Raw genomic sequence first — 18,668 nt, 5'->3', positions numbered from 1 at the left:
ATCAAGCGGACCCGGCATTGCGCAGAATACACTCGGATGCGGCCGTGTCGCCAGCGGACATCGGCGCCCGGGGAGGCCATCGTGATGCGAGTAGCCAATGGATGACCAACTGACCGCCGAACCGTTCGAGACGCACATTCCGGCGCGTTTGGACCGACTGCCGTGGTGTGGATTCCATTGGCTCATCCTGATCGCGCTCGGCGTGACCTGGATCCTCGATGGGCTCGAGGTGACGCTCGCCGGAGCGGTGAGCGGCGTGCTCCAGGATCCGGCGGTGATGAACTTCACCGCGACGCAGATCGGCGAAATCGGGTCGACGTACGTGATCGGCGCCGTGATCGGCTCGCTCGTGTTCGGGCACCTGACCGATCGCTACGGGCGACGGAAGCTCTTCTTCGTGACGCTGGCGGTCTATCTGTTGGGCACGTTGCTCACGGCGTTCTCGTGGAATCTGAGCAGTTTCATCGCGTTCCGGTTCTTGACCGGCGCCGGCATCGGCGGCGAATACGCCGCCATCAACTCGGCGATCGACGAATTGATCCCGGCCACGTATCGCGGCCGGGCGGACCTCATCGTCAACGGCAGCTACTGGATCGGCGCGGCGATCGGCTCCGCCTCCACGCTGCTCATTCTGGATCCGGCGATCTTGCCGCCGACGCTGGGCTGGCGTGTCGGCTTCGGCATCGGCGCTGCGTTAGGCTTGCTGATTCTGTTCCTGCGCAAGAGCATCCCGGAAAGTCCGCGGTGGCTCATGACGCACGGCTCGGGGCACGAGTCGCACCGGATCATGGACGCCATCGAAGCGAGGGTGGAACGGAGTCTGGGGCGCACGCTCGAGGTGTGCACGACCGAGCCGTTAGTCATCCACCCGCGGCGCAGCTTCGGGTTCGGACTGGTGGCGCGGGTAATGTTCAAGCAATACTGGCAGCGGTCGGTGCTCTGCCTGGCGCTGATCACGTCGCAGGCGTTCTTGTACAACGCGGTGTTCTTCACGTACGTGCTCATTCTCACGCGATTCTACGACGTGCCGGCTCCGCGCACCGGGATCTACTTGTTGCCGTTCGCGGTCGGCAACTTTCTGGGCCCGGTGCTGTTAGGCCATCTGTTCGACACGATCGGCCGGAAGCAGATGATCGCCGGCACCTACGCCATCTCGGCGGCGCTGTTGGTGCTCACGGGATGGTTGTTCGCGCAGGGCTACCTGTCGGCCACTTCGCAGACCGCGCTCTGGTCGATCATCTTCTTTTTCGCCTCGTGCGCCGCCAGCTCCGCCTACCTCACGGTGAGCGAGATTTTTCCGCTCGAGATCCGGGCGCTGGCGATCGCCTTCTTCTATTCGTTGGGCACGGCGGCGGGCGGGATCGTGGCGCCGACGCTGTTCGGGCATCTCATCGGCAGCGGGTCGCGCGTGCAACTGTTCCTCGGCTACGTGCTCGCGGCCGTGCTGATGTTCGCCGCGGCCATCGTGGAGCTGATCTACGGCGTCCGCGCGGAGCGGACCGGATTGGAGGAATTGGCGGCGCCGTTGTCGTCGCTGGTATACGAGCCGGCTACCAGCTCCCGCGCTCGCCCAGCGTCGAAATGACGCGCCGGAGGCGAACGGCGGCGTTGCGCCAGTTGCGCTCGACCGACCGTTGGGCACCGTCGGCATTCGCGGAGGCGATGCGCTCGATGATCGTGTCGTGCTCGGCAACGGACCGGCCGATCTCGTCGATCAACGAACTGGTGTAGAGGCGCACGTAGCGTTCGGCTTGCGGCTTGATCGCGTCGTGCAGCGCGCGCAGGCGCGGCCCGGCGCCCGCGTCGACGTAGTGCCGGTGGAACGACATGTCCATGTCGAAGATGCGGAGCGGATCCGGATGTCCGGGGCGCGATGCTTCGGAGAGCTTGACGTTGATGTGGCGGAGCTGCGTGACCAACGAGTCGCGCGCGTGGTCGGGCGCTTCGGCGGCGCCGCGTGCCGCGAGTCCTTCGATCGAGCCGATGATTTCGAACAACTCGCGCGCGTCTTCCTGCGTGAGCGGCGCGATGACGAGGCGTTGTTCTTTCTTCCGCCCAACGCCGGCGATGTAGCCTTCTTGTTGCAAGCGGTGCAGGGCGCTGCGCACGGGTGTGCGGCTGACGCCCAACCGTTCGGCGATGTCGCTTTCGATGATGCGGGAGCCCGGGGCGAGGCGGCCCGCGATGATGAGGTCGCGAAGTTGTTCGTAGGCGCGGGCAATGCGGTCGCCGCGGGTCGCGCGCTTGCTGACGGGTTGGTTTGGCCTGCCGGATTTCGTGGCCTCGGGCATAGGGGCAGAAGGTACAGGAACGGCGGGAATCGGCAAGCCTGGGTCGAGTTTTCCGGTGCGCTATTGTATACCTTGAGGTATACCATGTCGTCTTGCATATTGACCGCCACCGGGCCGGCCCCCGCCGTCCCGCCCCGGTTGCCGGTTCCCGCTGCCGATCGCCCATGCACAAGCCGGTGCTCGACTCCCAACCGCACGCCGCCTCGACGCCCAACGCAATCGAGGTGCGCGCCCTTCGCACACACGACGAATTCGCGCGCTGCGCCGACCTGCAGACCGAGGTCTGGGGCCCCGAATTCAGCGAACGCGTCCCGGCCGCCCTGCTCAAAGTGACGCAGCGCATCGGCGGCGTCGCCGCCGGCGCGTTTCAGGGCGACCAACTGGTCGGCTTCGTGTTCGGCATGACGGGCGTCGAGCACGGTCGATTGGCCCACTGGTCCGACATGCTCGCCGTCCGCGACGACATGCGCGACCACGGTATCGGCCGACGCCTCAAAGCGTACCAACGCGACACGCTTCGCCAACGCGGCATCACGCGGATGTACTGGACCTTCGACCCGCTCGTGTCGCGAAACGCGCACCTCAACATCAACCGGTTGGGCGCGCACGTGATCGAATACGTGCCCAACATGTACGGCACGGATACCAGCAGCACGCTGCATCGCGGGCTCGGCACCGACCGATTCATTGTCGCGTGGGAGCTGGATCGCGAGGCGCCGCTCGCGACGCGTCCGCCCAACGATGCGCTCGACGCACCCGTGCTCAATCCAGTGGGTGCCGACGGCCTGCCCAGCGTTCCCGATCTCTCGGCACATCCGCGCGATCCGGTCGTGCGCATTGCCGTTCCCGCATCGATCGACCGGGTGCAAGCGGAATCGATCTCGACCGCGACGCGCTGGCGCGCCAGCACGCGCTGCGTCATTCTGTGGGCGGTCGACGCCGGGTATGGAGTGACCGGATTCGTCCATGATGACGGCGCCGACTGCAGCTACTACATCGCTACGCTCACTGCCACCCCATCCTCCGGCCCAACCGAACTGTGACGCTGCGTTTCGATCGCATCGTGTTGCGGGAGATCCGACTCCCGCTCAAGCAGCCGTTCCGCATCTCGTCCGGCATGGTGACGGAGCGGCGCATCGCGCTGGTGGAGCTACAGCATCCCGACGGGATATCGGGCTGGGGCGAATGCGTAGCGGGCGAGCAGCCCAACTACAGCCCGGAAACCATCGACACGGCGTGGTGGGCGATTCGCACCTGGGTCGCGCCTCGGGTGCGGGGCGCGGATCTCCCGTCGCCTAACGCGGTGTCGGAGATCCTGGATCGCGATTTTCGCGGGCATCGCATGGCGAAAGCGGCGGTGGAGATGGCGTCGTGGGAGCTCGCGGCGCGGCTCGAGGGCGTGCCGCTCGCGCGCATGTTGGGCGGGACGCGCGACGAGATCGCCACCGGCATCTCGCTGGGCATCCAGAGCAGCCCGGAGGCGCTGGTCGAGCTGGCGCTCGCGGCGCGCAAGAACGGGTACAACAAGATCAAGATCAAGATCGCGCCGGGGACGGACGTCGAGTTCGTGAGCGCCGTTCGCGAGGCACTCGGGCCCACGGCGCACCTGGCCGTCGATGCCAACTCGGCGTACACGCTCGACGACAGCGCGGTGCTGCGCCGGCTGGACACCTTCAACCTGGTGATGATCGAGCAGCCGTTGGGCCGTGAGGATCTGGTGCGGCACGCCGCGCTGCAGCAGTCGCTGCGCACGCCCTTGTGCCTCGATGAGTCGATCACCGATCTCGAGCGGGCGCAGGACATGGTGACGTTAGGCAGCGGCCGTATCATCAACATCAAGCCCGGACGCGTGGGCGGCTTCGCCTCGTCGCTCGCCATCCATGATTACTGTTGGGCGCAGCACGTGCCGGTGTGGTGCGGCGGGATGCTCGAGAGCGGGATCGGCCGGGCGCACAACGTCGCACTGGCCTCGCTGCCCAACTTCACGCTGCCCGGCGACCTGTCGCCGAGCTCGCGCTACTGGGAGCGCGATGTGGTGACGCCGGAGTGGACGATGGACGAGCGGGGGATGGTGCGGGTGCCGCTCGATGCGCCGGGCATGGGTGTGACGGTGGACATGGACCGGATCGACAACCTGACGGTGCGGCGAGACGTCATCGGACGCTGATCGACGGGAGGTGGCGGGGATGCTTCCGAGCGCGATAGCTGATCTCTTTCCCGCGGACGCGCGCGACGCGCTGGTGACGCTCCGGCGCGATCTGCACGAGCATCCGGAGTTGTCGTTCGCCGAGCGGCGCACGTGCGAGCGGCTGCAGGCGGCGCTGGCGCCGCTCGACACGCGGCGCCTGGATCGCGTCGCCGAGACGGGACTGGTGGCGCGGATTCGCGGACGCGATCCGGCGGCGCCGTTGGTCGCGGTGCGCGGCGACATCGACGCGCTGCCGATCCAGGAAGCCACGGGCCTCCCCTTCGCGTCGCGCACGCCTAACGTGATGCACGCCTGCGGACACGACGTGCACGCGTCGTGGGCGGTTGGCGCGGCCTACCTGCTGGCGATGACCCCGGCGCAGGGGGATGTGCTCGTGGTGCTGCAGCCGGCGGAGGAGACCGGGCGCGGCGCCGCGGCCGTGCTCGAGTCGGGCGCGCTGGACGACGTGCGCGCCATCTTCGGCGGACACGTCGACCGGCGATTCGCCGTTGGGCAGGTGGTGGCGGAGGCGGGACCGCTCGCGGCGGCGGCGGACACGTTCCGCATCGAGCTCACGGGGCGCGGCGGCCATGGCGCACGGCCGCAAGAGGGCGCGGATCCGATCGTTGCCGCGGCCGCGCTCGTGGGCGCGCTGCAGACCATCGTGTCGCGTCGTCTGGACCCGGCGCGCGCGGCGGTAGTCACCGTCGGCACAATCCACGCGGGCTCCGCGCCTAACGTGATTCCGGACTCCGCCGTGCTCGAGGGAACCGTGCGCGCGGTGGACGCGGACACGCGCCAGACGCTGCACGAGGAGATGCGTCGGCTCGCCGGGACGCTCGCGGGCGCGTATGGCGTGAGCGCGCGGGTGGCGATCGACCTGGGGCCGCCGCCGATCGTGAATCCACCCGAAGCCGCCGCCTGGGCGCGCACCGCGACCGTGGCCGTGTTGGGCCAACAGGCACTGACGCCGCTCGGGACGCTCAACATGGGCGGCGAAGACTTCGCGTACTACATGGAGCGCATCCCCGGGTGCTTCCTGCGCATCGGGGCGCGCGAAGCGGGCGGCGAGCCGATTCCGGCGCACTCCGCGCGGTTCTATGCCGCCGAGGAGAGCCTGTTCATCGGGGCAGCGGTGCTCGCCGAGACAGCCCGGGTGGCATCCAAGGCGGTCGCGGCAGGCGCCTGACGCGGCCGCGCCTAACGCTGAACGTAGCCGGGGCCGCGCACGATCTCGCCCGGCTTGGCCCCCGTGGACTTGCCGTCCGTGACGACCTCCACGCCGTTCACGAGCACGTGCTCAATGCCCGTCGAGAGCTGGTGCGGATTCTCGTACGTGGCGTGATCGATGATCGTGTTCGGGTCGAAGACCACGATGTCGGCGTGCATGCCTTCGTGAATCAGGCCGCGGTCGTGGATCGAGAGGCGCGCAGCCACGGCCCACGTCATTTTCCGGATCGCATCCTCGAGCCGCAGCACGTGCTGCTCGCGCACGAAGCGGCCTAACACGCGCGGATAGTTGCCGTACGAGCGCGGGTGCGTCATGCCCTGCGCGCTGTCGGGGTCGAGGCCCTCGGCGTCCGTCCCGAATTTCATCCACGGCTGCTGAATCTGCATCGCCACGTTGGAATCCGATGCGATGAACAGGATCTGCCCCAGCCGGTTGTGCTCGGCGATGGTGAGGTTGATGAGCGCGTCGGCCCAATCGGTGTGCAGCGCCTGTGCGATGTCCGAGAGGCGCTTGCCCTCGAACTGCTTGAGCGAGTCCTCGTGGAATCCCAATACTTCGACGTTCGCCGGCGTGGCGCCGAGACAGAGGTTCTCCCAGCTGCTCTCGACCTGCATCATGTCCGTCTTGATCTTGGCGCGCGTCGTGGGATCGCCTAACCGCTCGAGCAGCTTGCCGTCGGCGTGGGCCCACGGGGGAATGCAGGACGAGAGGCCGTTCGCGCCCGCGGTGTACGCGTACTGGTCGGCTGCGACATCCTGCCCCGCGGCGCGCGCCGAGTCGATCTTGGCCACGACCTGCCGGGCCTTGGGCCAGTTGCGCACGCCGGCCGCCTTGAGATGATAGATCTCGACCGGCACGCCGCCCTCGCGACCGATCGTGAGCGCTTCGTCGACGGCTTCGAGCAGCCGGTCGCCCTCGGAGCGCATGTGGGTGATGTAGACGCCGCCGTAGGGCGCCATGGCCTTGGCTTCTTCCACGAGCTCCTGCGTGGACGCGTAGCTGCCCGGCGGATAGATCAACGCGCTCCCGACGCCGAAGGCCCCGTCCTGCATCGCGCGCCTAACGACAGCGCGCATCGTGTCGAGCTCCGCCGGCGTTGCGGATCCCTCGGCCATCCCCTTGGCGTACGCGCGCACGGTGGCCGCGCCGATGAACGAACCGAAATTCACCGACGCTTTGTGGCGCTGCATCTCCTCGAGCCAGTTGCCGAAGCCGTGCGGACCCTGGAAGCCGGCCATGATCCGTTGTTCGGTGCTGTCGGCGCCGTCGGCGTCGGCATACATCGGGATCACCTTGGCGTTCGTCGGCGCGGGCGTCTCTCCTTCACCGAAGATCATCGTCGTCACGCCTTGCGTGGTCATGCTGATCACGCGGCTGTCGCCGTTCACCAGCTCGCCCACCGACTGCGCCTGGATGTCGATGAACCCGGGGGCGACCACCATGCCGTGGGCGTCGATGCGGCGCTTGGCGGGTGCGTGCGCGAGCATGCCGGCCGGAGCGACGCGCGCGATGCGCTCGCCGATCACGGCGACATCGCCGTAGAACCAGGGATTGCCGGTGCCGTCCACGACGCGACCGCCTTCGATCACCAGGTCGTACGGCCCCTCGAGCGAGGCGGGGGTGGGGGCGGGCGCGACGCGCGCCGATGTACAGGCGGCGAGCGCGGCGGAGAGCACGAGCAGGGCGCGACGCATGGCGAGTGATCCGTTCACGGTGAACCTGTCAGTTAGGCGCCGGACGCGATCCGGTCGAACGGCACGTTGCCGATCCCGTAGTCGCGCCAATCCGTGTAGTCGAAGTGCCACCATTCTTCCTTGTCGACGGTGAAGCCTTGCATGTCCATCGCCCGGCGCAGCAGCGCGCGCAGCCACCGCTGGCGCGACGTGCCGCCCGGGTAGTCGGGATAGCTGCGATCCGTCATCTCGTCGTAGCCGCCGGTCATCGTCACCGGTTGGCCGGTCGCGAGATCGTAGAGCGTCAGGTCCACCGCGCACCCGCGATTGTGCTTCGAGCCGCTCGACGGATCGGCAACGAACATTTTCTTGTCGTCGGGTGTCGCGTCCCAGAACATCCTGGTCACGAACCACGGGCGGTAAGCATCGTGGATGAGGAGCCCGAAGCCGCGCGCGCGCAGCCAGGCGCTGGCGCGCACCACGGCCTCGGCGGCCGGACGCTGCATGAATGCGCGCGCTTCCTGGTACAGCGGCGTGCCCATGAAGTTGTTGGACGTGGCGTATCGGATGTCGAGCTTGATGGTCGTGTCGAGCCGGACCAGCTCGACGAGATCCGCCGGCCGGAACGTGCCCGTCTCGCGCGGCGGTTGGGCAGCCATTGCTTCCGCCCGGAGTTCGGCCGGCGGACGGAGCGGGGTGATGCGGAACTGCGAGCCGTCCTCCGGACCAGTGACGCGCCGCGCGTAGCGCACGCTGCCTAACGTCACGCTCGTGGCGCGTCCGGTCGGCGACCGCGAGAACGCGACCTCCTCGCCGGCGTAGGCGCCGCGGTCGGGCATGCGAAACGTGCCGGCCGACACCGGTGCGAGCGGATAGCGGACGAACCAGTCGGCGAGCAGCTCGAGCGCGCCATTGCGTTCGAGGACGTACACGGTTCGATAGTCGGGTCCGTATTCGCCGATGAGTCCGCGCCATGCCTCGGGAACCGGCGCGGGCTCGGGCTCGGCGACGCGGCGAAGCGTGTCGCCGCCGAGGACGATGGCGCTGTCACCGGCGCGACGCACGCGCATGCCGAACGCGAGGCGGCCATCGTCGACGAGCGTGTCGCCGAGCATCCGAAGGTCGGCGCGCTCGCCGCCGCGAGCGTCCTCCAGGTAGAGATGTCCCAGGCTCTGGAACAGGTCGACGACGCGTGCGCTGTCGGCGTATTCGCCGCCGAGGTCGTGGGCGAGCGCCGGCGGGACGTCGCTGGTGGTATCGAGCGGCGGGAGGGCGGCGTGGTTGCGTTGGGCGAGCATGATGCGCAGCGCGAGCGCTGCCACCCGGTTCGTGACGCCGAGGGCGTCGTCTTCGGTGGTGATGGCGACGACGCCGAGCTTGTCGTCGGGGAGCGCGGCGATCTCGGAGGTGACGCCGTAGAGGGCGCCGTGCTGCACGAGCTCGCGCCGCCGGTCGAGCGTCGTTAGGCGGAAGCCGAGCGTCGTGCGCGCGGTGTCGGCGCCGCGAATGGCGGGCCGCATCGCGGCGTCGAGCGTGCGGGCCCGGAGCACGCGGCCGCCGGCGAAGAGCGCGCGCAGCAGCTGCGTCAGATCGCCGGCGGTGGTGTAGAGGCCCTCCGCGGGCGCGGCGCCGATGTCGAAGGTCGGCGCCGGCAGGCTGCGCGGATCGTACGTCCACATGTGGCCGGCGGCGAGCGCCGCGGTGATTGGCGGCGTCCGCGCGAACGCGCTGTGCGACATGCCTAACGGAGAGAGCACGGCGGTCCGCACGTCGGCGGCGAACGCCTGTCGCTGCGTGGACTCGAGCACGTAGCCGGCGAGGGCCACGCCCGCATCGGATGGGTGCGTGCGCGTTCCCGGTGCGAAGACCGACGGCGCGGAATCGAGGCGCTGGACGATGTCGCGCAACGAACGCGTGGTATCATCGGTGAGTCCGCCGATCGGCGGTTCGCGCTCGAGCCCTGCGCGATGGGTCATGAGCTCGCGCAGCGTGATGGGCGTGCGCGTGTCGAGATGGAGCGCCGGGAGATAGCGCGTCAGCGGCGCATCGAGATCGAGCTTGCCGCGCTCCGCCAGTTGCAGGATCGCGATGTCGGTCAGGACCTGCGAGATGGCGCCGGCGCGATACACCGTCGAGGCGCTCGCACGGATGCTGTCGTTCGGGCGCGCCATACCGTAATCCTTCGACCAGATGACGTGCTGGTCGTCGACGAGCGCGACGCTGAACGCGGGCAGCTCCTTCTGTCGGATCTCGTGCGCGATGAAGGCGTCGAGCGACGCCGCGGCCTCCGGGCCGAGCGACGGCGCGCGCTCGGCGCGCGTTCCGTTAGGCAGAACGAACGTCGCCAGCGCGGCGCAGACGCCGAGCGCGGACCAGCGGATCGGGCGGAAAGCCATGGGGGACGGCAAGTGCAGGGAACGACGGAAGCGGCGCGCGATGCGCCGGGCTCGAATCTAGCTCGGAACGATGGGCGCGTCGATGGCCCGCGCTGGGGCGTTGTCGAGACGGACCGCTGTTCGCCGCCCGGTCAAAGCACGGGAATGACGAGAATCGTGGAAGAGCCGCTCGCGCTCCCGCTCGTCGCCGTAATGATTGCCGTGCCCGCGCCCACTGCCTTCACGAGGCCTGCCGCCGAGACGGTCGCGGCGGCGGCGTTGTTGGTGGACCAGGTGATCGGCGCACCGGTGATCACGTTGCCCTGCGCATCCTTCGCGGTCGCACTGAGCGCCACGCTGTCGCCGACGATGAGCGTCGCGGCCGGAGGTGCTACTGTGACCGTGGCCGCGAGAGGCGGCTGCACGACGATGGTGGCAGTGCCGGCGTGGCCTTCGCTCGAGGCGGTGATGGTCGCCGAGCCGGGCGACACGCCGGTGACGAGTCCGGCGCTGTCGACGTTGGCAACGTTAGGCAGGTTGCTGGACCACGTGATCGCGCGGCCGGTGAGCGGGTTGTGCTGCGCGTCGAACACGGCCGCGGTGAGTTGGGCAGTGCCCGGAAGGACGATCGTGTCGAGCGGCGGCGAAACCGACACCGACGCGACCGGCGGCGGCAGCACCGTAATGGTCGCGATACCCGACGCGCCCCCGGCGCTGGCGGCGATCTGCACGGTTCCCGGGCCGACACCGGTGACGACGCCCGCATCGCTCACCGTCGCAATGGATGCGTCGCCGGTGTTCCAGAACACCCGCTGCCCCGACACCACCTGGCCGCCGGGCCCGATGACCGTCGCCTGCAGCGCGATGGTGTTGCCGACCGCGACGCTGTCGGTGGCCGGCGTCACTTTCACCGAGCCGACCGATCCGTTAGGCGACGTGCTCGAGCTGCAGGCGAAGGCGGCCAGCGATCCCGAGGCGAGTGCGGCGGCGACGCCGGCGATGCGGAATGAACGGGTCATGAGGGCGAGTGGACGGGTCGTGCCGGGAGCGCGTCGGTGCGCCGGGTGGCAGTTCAGCCCGTACATCGCTGCAAGGCACGCGCCGTGAGACGCAGCCCCTTGCGCCGTCACATGATGCGCATCGATCATCTCCCTCAGAATCGCCTAATCCCGTGGGACGGAGGTCCGCCATGTCCGCTGTTGCTTCGCGCACGATCGCCCGCCTCGCGCTCTGTTGGTTGCCGCTCGTAGCGTCATCTGTGCGCGCGCAGGGCCAGGGCGGCCGCCGGTTGTCGCCGGAAATGCGGCACGCGATCCAGCTCGACCTGAGCGGCGAAACGGCGCGAGCACGCGCGATTCTCCAACCGCTCGCGGACACGACCTCGGATCCATCGGCGAAAGCCGATGCCCAACGGGCGCTGGCGATCTCGTATGCCTTCGACGGCGACTGCGCGAACGCCGGCAAATACGAGTCGATGGTGATCGCGTACTGGCACTCGCGGGAGCAAGCCGAGCCGTCGAACGCGTTCTATCAGGAAGGCGAGATGGCGGACGAAGCCGGGCGGATCTGCATCGATGCCGGCGACCTCGACGCGGCCGAGCGGTGGTATCGCGATGGCTATGCGATGGGTATCAAGGAGCCGGCGCCCAAGAAGCATCCGACGTCGCTCTGGGATTTCCGCCTCGCTCACGCGTTAGGCAGGCTCGCCGCCCGTCGCGGCGATGCCGCGGCGGCGCGCGCGCAGGTCGAGGCGGCGCGCCGGGCGCTGGCTGGCGACACCGCGATGGCGGCCCAACAGGAGCGGTTCTATCCGTATCTCGTGGGCTACGTGGCGTTGTACACGCACGATCCGAAACGCGCGCGCACCGAGCTGATGCGGGCGATCGGCATGAAAGGCGGGGAGAACGATCCGTTTCTCCACTATCTGCTCGCCGTGGCCGACGAGCAGTTAGGGGAACGCGGCGAGGCGGCGGCGCTGTATCGCCAGGCATTCGACCTGGCCACGGCACACAATCCAGCGTCGGCGTTCGTGCGGCGGATGTTGCGGGGCAAGGTGCACGAGGCGGCCGGCGCGCGGTAGCGGGGTGGCCGGCGCCTCTCAGGCGCTCACTGCAAGATCGTTCTCGGATCCACGGCTGTCGCTCGCCGCGCCGGCAGATAGGCGGCAAACGCGCCGACGACCAGAATGATGGCCGCCGCGCCGATCAACACCGACGGGTCGAGCGGCCGCACGCGAAACACGAGCGACGACATCACCCGCGCGAACGCCGCGAAGCCCACGAGGCCGATGCCGATGCCGGCGACGGTGACGACCAACCCCTGACGCAGGACGAGCCGGCGGATGGTGCCGCGCTCGGCGCCGATCGCCATCCGCACGCCGAACTCGCGCGACCGCAGCTTGACCGCGTAGGCCAGCGCGCCGAACAGGCCTAACGCGGCCAGCAGCACCGCCACCGCGGCGAAGCAGACCAGTATCACCAGCGTGAATTTCCGTTGGGCGGTGCCGGCGCCGATCGCGTCGGCGAGCGACATCGGACGGTACATCACCAGCTGCGGATCGCGTTCGGCGATCGTGCGTTGAATGAGCGGGATGAGCCCTTGCGGCGGACCGGAGGTCGACACGATTTGCGTGATCGCCCAGTTGCGGTCGCCGGCAAACTGCGCGTGCGCGTGATAGATGGTGGGCTCGCGGTCGCCTTCCGCGTTCACCGACACGTCCGGGACGACGCCGATCACTTCCCATTCGAACCCGCCGGTCCGCAGGCGCTGCCCGATTGGATCGACGCCCGGGAACAGCTTTTCTGCCGCCAGCGTGCTCACGATCGCGCGTTTGGGCGTGCCCGCCGCGTCGCGCGCATCGAATGCCCGGCCCTCGAGCACGGGGATGCCGGCGGCCCGGAAGTAGTCGCCCGAGACGATGCGTTGTTGGGCGCCGAGGTTCGCGTGCGTTCGCCCAACGTTAGGCCCGGTCACCGGCACCGTCCCCCACTCGTGGTACTCGCCGGTTGCCGGCAGTTTGGAGACGCCGCCGGCGGCACGCACGCCCGGCAGATGCGCGATCCGCGATGCGATGTCCTCGTAGAACGCCGCTCGCGCGGTCGAATCGTAGCGCGCGTCCGGCAGATGCAGCTCGAACACGAGGGCGTGATCGGTGTCCACACCGAGATCGAGCGAACGAAGGCGATGAAAGCTCACGAGGAGCAGACCGGCGCCGACCATGAGAACGAACGCGAGAGCCACCTGCGCCGTCACCAGTGCGCTGCGCACGCGGTTGTGCCCGCGGCTTCCGGCGAGCGCGCGATCCTCGCCGCGTAGGGCATCGATCGGATCCGTGCGAACCGCACGCAGCGCCGGCGTGAGACCGAACAGCACGGCGCTCGCGGTGGTGATGGCCACGGAAAAGAGCAGCAGCGTCGGATCGAGCGAGAGTGCGCTGAGTCTGGGCACGGATCCGGCGCCGAGTCGAACGATACCGCTCATGGCGGCTCGGGCGACGACGAGCCCCAGCGCATCGCCGGCGAGCGCGAGCACCAGGCTTTCCACGAGCATCTGCCGCAGCAACCGGCTGCGACGGGCGCCGAGCGCGGCGCGAAGCGCGAATTCATGGGCGCGCGCCGATGCCCGCACGAGCAACAGCGTGGCCACGTTCACGCACACCAGCAGCAGCACGAGCCCCACCGCGCCCAACACGAGCTCGAGCGCGCGACTCGCCGGACCGACCATGTCCTCCTTGAGCGAGTACAGCCGCGCGGCCGTCCGCCTGGCATCGGCGTATTCCCTGCCTAACGAAACGCGCACCGCGTCGAGCTCGGCCTGCGCGCGGGGCAGGGGCGTTTCGGGGCGGAGCCGTCCAATCACCGTCAGGTAATGATTGTCGATGTTGCTCGGGTCCAGCCCCGGTGTCATGTCGAGCGGCGTGTATGCGTCGGCACCCGGACGCAGCGGATCCACGAACGCCCCCGGCATGATGCCGACCACGGTGTACGGCCGCCCATCCATCACGAGCTCGGCGCCGAGCGCCGTTGGGCTCGCGTGGAATCGGTCCACCCACAGCTGATGGCCGAGGATCACCGATGGGGCTCCGTTCTCTTCGTTAGGCTCGAACTCTCGCCCCATCGCCGGTGGACGACGCAGCGTGGCGAAATATCCGGCGGTAATGCTCAGGACGTGGATGCGCTCCGGGCGTCCGTCGGCGCCGATGTCCGCGCCCCTGTCGTCGTACGTGTATCCGGCGGCGAGATGCTCGAACGACGACAGCCGCTCGCGATAGGCAAGGAACATCGTCGGCGACACGAAGCCGTGCGGATTCGCCTCGCCCGGCGACCCCTCGTACAGGCGGACCAGCTGGCCCGGCTCCTGGTACGGCAGCGGTTTCACCAGCGTCGCATCGACGGTACTGAAGATGGCGGTCGTCCCGCCGATGCCGAGTGCGAGCGTGACGATGACGACCAGCGCAACGGCCGGCGCTCGGAGGAGCGTGCGCACGGAAAAGGCGACATCGCGCATGGTGTCGTCGAGCACGCGCGTGCCGCGCGCGTCGCGAACCTCTTCTTTCGTACGCTCCACGCCGCCTAACGCAATCATGCCGCGGCGCCGCGCGGCATCGGGCGATGCCCCGGCGCGCCGCGCCTGTTCCGCTTCCATGTCCATGTGAAAGCGGAGCTCTTCGTCCATCTCGCGCTCCTCGCGCCGGCGCCACACAATGCTCGCCAGGCGCGCGCCGAGGTCGGAGAAGATGCTCATGTCGCGCCCGGCGCGAGGCGCGCGCTCAGAATGCCGTTCACCGCACCCGAGGCGCGCCGCCACGCCGCGCGCTCGGCGTCGAGCTGGCGCTCGCCGGCCGCGGTGAGCGCATAGTATCGCGCGCGGCGGTTGTTCTCCGTGACGCGCCACGACGACGTGATCCATCCGCGGCGCCGCATGCGGACGAGCGCCGGATACAGCGACCCTTGCGTGACCATGAACACGCGGTTGGACATCAGCTCGATGCGCTGCGCGATGCCCCATCCGTGCATGGGCTCGAGCGCCAGCGTTTTGAGCACGAGCATTTCGAGCGTTCCCTGCACGAGCTCTGTCCGGTCGTCGGCCACGGTCCGTATTCCTTCAGGTGAACTGGAGGAGACGGTACCATCACTTCTTCAGATTGTCAACAGAAGCGACTCGGGGTGGGTACCGGTTCGGTTTTGGAGAAGGTGGATCGTGAGGCAGGGCGGACACGCAGAGTGCTACGCTCATGAAGACGCGGACAAAGCAGGACACAACGGACAAAGCTCCGAAAAAAAATCAACTCCTTGGTTTTGCTCGTGTCGTGTCCGCTGTGTTCGTGCTGTGTCCGCGTCTTCATGAGCGTAGCACTCTGTCCGGCCGGCCTGCCTACGATTCTTCTACCGTTCTTGGATTTTTTTCGGGAAGCGGGGCGGTGCTGGATCCCCCAAGTCGGGGTCAAGGCTAACACCGCCGGCGTTCTCTTCTCCTGCGCGAGTGGCTGGGATGCCGGTCCCTCATGTCTTGTATCTACGCTCATGAAGACGCGGACACAGCACGGTCACAGCGGACACGACACGAGCAAAACCAAGGCTTTGATGTATTATCGGTGCTTTGTCCGTCGTGTCCTGCTTTGTCCGCGTCTTCATGAGCGTAGCACTCTGCCCGTCCAGCACCACGATCCATCTTCTATCCTCTTCGTTCGACTTTTTTCCCCGGGCCACGCTTGCCTCCTGCGGTTCTCCGTGCAATCCGCTCTCGAGTCACCACGCGATTCCATAATCCTCGCCGTGATTGCTCGATCCGCCCCACATGCTGTGGTGCGCGGTGTCGAAGTAGATCGCGTTGATCGGGCCCGATGTGCGCTCGGCGAACACGAGGTGGTAGCCCATCTGCCGCAGCGCCTCGCGCGTCGAGTCGGGCAGCGAAGTGGCGACGAGCATGCGGCCCGGCTGCGATTCGTGCTGCCCGAACGACGAGTGCATCTGATAACTGTTGAAGTTCGGCGCTTCGCAGGCCTGCTGCACCGTCATACCGAAGTCGATCACGTTCAGGAAGAATTGGAGCAGGTTCTGATCCTGGGAATCGCCGCCTTGCACGGCAAACGCGAGGAACGGCTTTCCGTCTTTGAGCGCCAAGGTCGGCGTGAGCGTTACGCGTGGTTTCTTGCCGGGCTCGATCACGTTGAACGGACCGTCGGCGGAATCGGTGACGAAGCTCTGCGCCCGCTGGCTCAGTCCGATGCCGGTGCGGCCTGCGATCACCGCGGGCACCCAGCCGCCGCTCGGCGTCACCGACACGACCCAGCCCTCGGCGTCGGCGGCTTCGATGGACGTGGTCCCGCTATAGAAATCCGTCGCGAGCGCGGTGTCCTGCGCGGTGGCGTCGTTGGACAGGAATTCGAGCGCGCCGGACTCGCGCACCGACGTGTCGTTAGGCGGCGGCGACTGGCTGCCCGCCGCCGGCTTGGGCATCGGCGGCGCCACCGGCCGGTCCTGCTGCCCGCCCGGTGTTCCGTTCGGCGCGGTCGGCTCGCTCACCTTCCATTGCGCGAGCAGCGAGGCAAACGGGTTGGTCTCGTGCTGATAGGGGTATGGATCGCCGGGTTTCACCGTCGAATCGTTGTGCGCCCAATCGATCTGCGCGAATCGCGACTTCGCGTAGTCGGGAGACAACAATCCCTTCACCGGCTCGGCCGGCGGGAAATACGGATCGCCGTAATAGAAGTCGCGGTCGGCGAAGGCCAGGTTCATCACCTGGTACAGCGTGTGGATGTACCTGGGCGAATTGTAGCCCATGTCCTTCACGTTCGTGTTGCTCAACATCTCGAGCGACTCGAGCATCGCCGGTCCCTGTTCCCAGATCGGCAGCTTGTAGACCTCGATGCCTTCGTACGTGACGTGCAGCGGTTCCTCGATACGGACCTTCCAGTTCGCGAGGTCCTGCATGGTGAACAGCGCGCCATCCTCCCGTGCGCCGCGCACCAGCTCGCGGGCGATGTCTCCCTTGTAGAACCGATCGTACGCCGCGTAGATGGCTTGCTTGCGCGTCTTGCCATGTGTGAGCGCGGCTTGCTCCGTCTCGACCAACTTGCGCCACGTCGTAGCGAGATCCTTTTGCACGAAGATCTCGCCGGGCTCCGGCGCTTCGTACGCGCGGCCCGCATGTGGGAGCATGATGGCCGGCGCGTATTTCCACTTCTTGATCCATCCTTTGTAATGCTCGATGGTATGCGAGAGCTCGGCTTCGATGGGGTAGCCGTCGGCCATCTGGATGGCCGGCGCCAGCACGTCCTTGAGCGACAGCCGTCCGTACTCGGCGAGCATCGTCAACAGGCCGCCGACCGTGCCCGGCGTGACCGCGGCTAACGGACCGTACTCGGGCGGATACCGATAGCCCTTGCTCCTGTAGAACGCGGCCGTGGCTCCCGTCGGCGCGACGCCGAGTGCGTCGAGGCCGATGACCTTCCTGGTGTGCGGGTTATAGATGAGCGCCTGCGTCTCGCCGCCGCAGGAGAGGGTGTCCCACATGGTGCAGCCTGCGGCGAGCATCGCGACAGCGGCGTCGACGGCGTTGCCGCCTTTGGCGAACACGATGGCTCCGGCGGTGGCCGACAGCGGTTTGCCGGTAATGGCGAGCCAGTGCTTGGCGTGAAGCGGCGGCTTTTCGGTTTGCGCGTATCGCGGGTCGGCGGCGCCGACGGGCTGGCCGGATCGATGGGCGCGCTGTTGGGCAGCGGCGGGAACGGCGCCGAGTACGGCGACGACGGCAAGGACGAGCTCGCCGCGCACGAACGATGGTCCGAAGCGCATGGTGGGAGTCTGGTATGGATGTGTTCGGGAACTTGAATCGATGTCGGCGCGCCCGCAACCGGGCGGGACGCGGGCGCGGGGCGTGCAGCGACGCATCGGGAACGGCGCGGTGTGCGGCGTCGTTGGACCAAAGTGCTTGGCGACGAGGCGCGCAGCGCGCGTCGCGTGCCTAACGAAATCGACTCTTCACCAGAGATGACTCATGGCGACGACGACACTCGAACGTCCAGCGGAACGCTCCGGCACGTTCGTCATTGGGGGCGACATGCCGGTGCACCGCCTCGGCTTTGGCAGCATGCAGTTGACCGGTCCCGGGGTGTGGGGCGATCCCAAGGATCCCGCCGAAGCGGTGCGCGTGCTCAGGCGCGCGATCGAGCTCGGTGTCACGCTCATCGATACCGCGGACTCGTACGGCCCGTACGTCGCCGAGGATTTCATTCGCAAGGCGCTGTATCCGTATCCCGCCGACTTGGTGATTGCGACGAAAGCCGGGCTCACGCGCGGCGGCCCAGGCAACTGGGAGCCCGTTGGGCGTCCGGAATATTTGAGGCAGGAAGCGGAGATGAGCTTGCGCCGGTTAGGCCTGGACCGGATCGACCTCTTCCAGCTGCATCGCATCGATCCCAAGGTGCCGCTCGCCGACCAGGTCGGGGAGCTCGCCTCGCTGCAGAAGGAAGGCAAGATCCGGCACATCGGATTGTCGGAAGTGACGATCGAGGAGCTCGAGCAGGCCCAACGGTACGCCACGATCGTGACCGTGCAGAACAAATACAACCTCGCCGAGCGGACGGCGGAGCCGCTGCTCGATCACGCCGAAGCGCACAACATCGGGTTCATTCCCTGGTTCCCACTGGCGACCGGCGCGCTGGCGAAAGAGGGCAGTGTGCTGCACACGTTGGCCAAGCGGCTCGGCGCGACGCCGTCGCAACTGGCGCTTGCCTGGCTGCTGCATCGCTCCCCCGTGATGCTGCCGATTCCCGGCACGTCGAAGGTGAAGCATCTCGAGGACAACATGGCCGCGGCCGAGCTCACCCTGTCGGAATCCGACGTGAAGGCGCTGGCCCAGGCCGCGGGCTGAACGACAGCCCAAACTTGCGTCCCGGGGTGCCGAGGG

General features: G+C 68.0%; 13 protein-coding genes. 6 read left to right on the top strand and 7 right to left on the bottom strand.

The genetic code is table 11. From position 1 onward, the window contains the following. Positions 1-97 precede the first annotated feature (97 nt). A complete protein-coding gene (locus VFW04_08945; protein ID HEX5179442.1) occupies positions 98-1,585 on the top strand; it encodes an MFS transporter in 1,488 nt (495 codons plus the stop codon). Here VFW04_08945 and VFW04_08940 read toward each other — a convergent pair. Next, entirely contained in the window at positions 1,551-2,291 is a 741-nt protein-coding gene (locus tag VFW04_08940; protein HEX5179441.1) for a GntR family transcriptional regulator, read from the bottom strand. The two genes, VFW04_08945 and VFW04_08940, sit on opposite strands and share 35 nt — an antisense overlap. A gap of 164 nt (positions 2,292-2,455) precedes the next feature. Between VFW04_08940 and VFW04_08935 the strand changes: the two genes are divergently transcribed. Genes VFW04_08935 through VFW04_08925 form a run of 3 tightly spaced genes read left to right on the top strand, consistent with a single transcriptional unit; the run spans position 2,456 to position 5,668 of the window. Beyond that, entirely contained in the window at positions 2,456-3,334 is an 879-nt protein-coding gene (locus VFW04_08935; protein ID HEX5179440.1) for a GNAT family N-acetyltransferase, read from the top strand. Beyond that, entirely contained in the window at positions 3,331-4,458 is a 1,128-nt protein-coding gene (gene menC, locus VFW04_08930) for an o-succinylbenzoate synthase (GenBank protein ID HEX5179439.1), read from the top strand. The genes VFW04_08935 and menC overlap by 4 nt, the downstream gene beginning before the upstream one ends. Positions 4,459-4,477: 19 nt before the next feature. Then, positions 4,478-5,668 carry a M20 family metallopeptidase gene (locus VFW04_08925; protein HEX5179438.1) on the top strand — a complete coding sequence of 397 codons (1,191 nt, stop codon included), beginning with the start codon at positions 4,478-4,480 and terminating at the stop codon, positions 5,666-5,668. Between the two features lie 11 nt (positions 5,669-5,679). Here VFW04_08925 and VFW04_08920 read toward each other — a convergent pair whose 3' ends face one another. The 3 genes from VFW04_08920 to VFW04_08910 all read right to left on the bottom strand — a co-directional run bounded on the left by VFW04_08920 (position 5,680) and on the right by VFW04_08910 (position 10,777). Further along, a complete protein-coding gene (locus VFW04_08920) occupies positions 5,680-7,404 on the bottom strand; it encodes a D-aminoacylase (GenBank protein HEX5179437.1) in 1,725 nt (574 codons plus the stop codon). 32 nt (positions 7,405-7,436) lie between these two features. After that, positions 7,437-9,779, bottom strand: a complete 2,343-nt coding sequence (locus VFW04_08915) for a serine hydrolase (GenBank protein ID HEX5179436.1) — start codon at positions 9,777-9,779, stop codon at positions 7,437-7,439. A 131-nt stretch (positions 9,780-9,910) separates the two neighbouring features. Continuing rightward, positions 9,911-10,777: an Ig-like domain-containing protein gene (locus VFW04_08910; GenBank protein HEX5179435.1), complete on the bottom strand. Its 867-nt coding sequence runs from the start codon at positions 10,775-10,777 to the stop codon at positions 9,911-9,913. Positions 10,778-10,947: 170 nt separating this feature from the next. Between VFW04_08910 and VFW04_08905 the strand changes: the two genes are divergently transcribed. Further along, positions 10,948-11,838 carry a hypothetical protein gene (locus VFW04_08905; protein HEX5179434.1) on the top strand — a complete coding sequence of 297 codons (891 nt, stop codon included), beginning with the start codon at positions 10,948-10,950 and terminating at the stop codon, positions 11,836-11,838. 26 nt (positions 11,839-11,864) lie between these two features. Here VFW04_08905 and VFW04_08900 read toward each other — a convergent pair whose 3' ends face one another. From VFW04_08900 to VFW04_08890, 3 genes are all read right to left on the bottom strand, one after another. After that, entirely contained in the window at positions 11,865-14,501 is a 2,637-nt protein-coding gene (locus VFW04_08900; GenBank protein HEX5179433.1) for an ABC transporter permease, read from the bottom strand. Next, positions 14,498-14,848, bottom strand: a complete 351-nt coding sequence (locus VFW04_08895) for a PadR family transcriptional regulator (GenBank protein ID HEX5179432.1) — start codon at positions 14,846-14,848, stop codon at positions 14,498-14,500. The genes VFW04_08900 and VFW04_08895 overlap by 4 nt, the downstream gene beginning before the upstream one ends. Positions 14,849-15,505: 657 nt before the next feature. After that, entirely contained in the window at positions 15,506-17,554 is a 2,049-nt protein-coding gene (locus VFW04_08890; protein HEX5179431.1) for a gamma-glutamyltransferase, read from the bottom strand. Between the two features lie 202 nt (positions 17,555-17,756). Between VFW04_08890 and VFW04_08885 the strand changes: the two genes are divergently transcribed. Beyond that, complete coding sequence (locus VFW04_08885) at positions 17,757-18,632, top strand: aldo/keto reductase (GenBank protein HEX5179430.1); 876 nt, start codon at positions 17,757-17,759, stop codon at positions 18,630-18,632. Positions 18,633-18,668 lie beyond the last annotated feature (36 nt).

Source organism: Gemmatimonadaceae bacterium (genome assembly GCA_036273715.1).
GTDB lineage: Bacteria > Gemmatimonadota > Gemmatimonadetes > Gemmatimonadales > Gemmatimonadaceae > JADGGM01.
The sequence above is the reverse complement of the archived record's forward strand: the minus strand, read 5'-3'. Positions and strand labels throughout refer to the sequence as shown.

Bases quoted from the DNA above. Each gene is read 5' to 3' on its own strand.
- VFW04_08900 (HEX5179433.1), bottom strand. From the start codon at position 14,501: ATGAGCATCTTCTCCGACCTCGGCGCGCGCCTGGCGAGCATTGTGTGG.
- VFW04_08935 (HEX5179440.1), top strand. From the start codon at position 2,456: ATGCACAAGCCGGTGCTCGACTCCCAACCGCACGCCGCCTCGACGCCC.
- VFW04_08885 (HEX5179430.1), top strand. From the start codon at position 17,757: ATGGCGACGACGACACTCGAACGTCCAGCGGAACGCTCCGGCACGTTC.
- VFW04_08890 (HEX5179431.1), bottom strand. From the start codon at position 17,554: ATGCGCTTCGGACCATCGTTCGTGCGCGGCGAGCTCGTCCTTGCCGTC.
- VFW04_08910 (HEX5179435.1), bottom strand. From the start codon at position 10,777: ATGACCCGTTCATTCCGCATCGCCGGCGTCGCCGCCGCACTCGCCTCG.
- VFW04_08945 (HEX5179442.1), top strand. From the start codon at position 98: ATGGATGACCAACTGACCGCCGAACCGTTCGAGACGCACATTCCGGCG.
- VFW04_08905 (HEX5179434.1), top strand. From the start codon at position 10,948: ATGTCCGCTGTTGCTTCGCGCACGATCGCCCGCCTCGCGCTCTGTTGG.
- VFW04_08915 (HEX5179436.1), bottom strand. From the start codon at position 9,779: ATGGCTTTCCGCCCGATCCGCTGGTCCGCGCTCGGCGTCTGCGCCGCG.
- VFW04_08940 (HEX5179441.1), bottom strand. From the start codon at position 2,291: ATGCCCGAGGCCACGAAATCCGGCAGGCCAAACCAACCCGTCAGCAAG.
- VFW04_08920 (HEX5179437.1), bottom strand. From the start codon at position 7,404: ATGCGTCGCGCCCTGCTCGTGCTCTCCGCCGCGCTCGCCGCCTGTACA.
- VFW04_08925 (HEX5179438.1), top strand. From the start codon at position 4,478: ATGCTTCCGAGCGCGATAGCTGATCTCTTTCCCGCGGACGCGCGCGAC.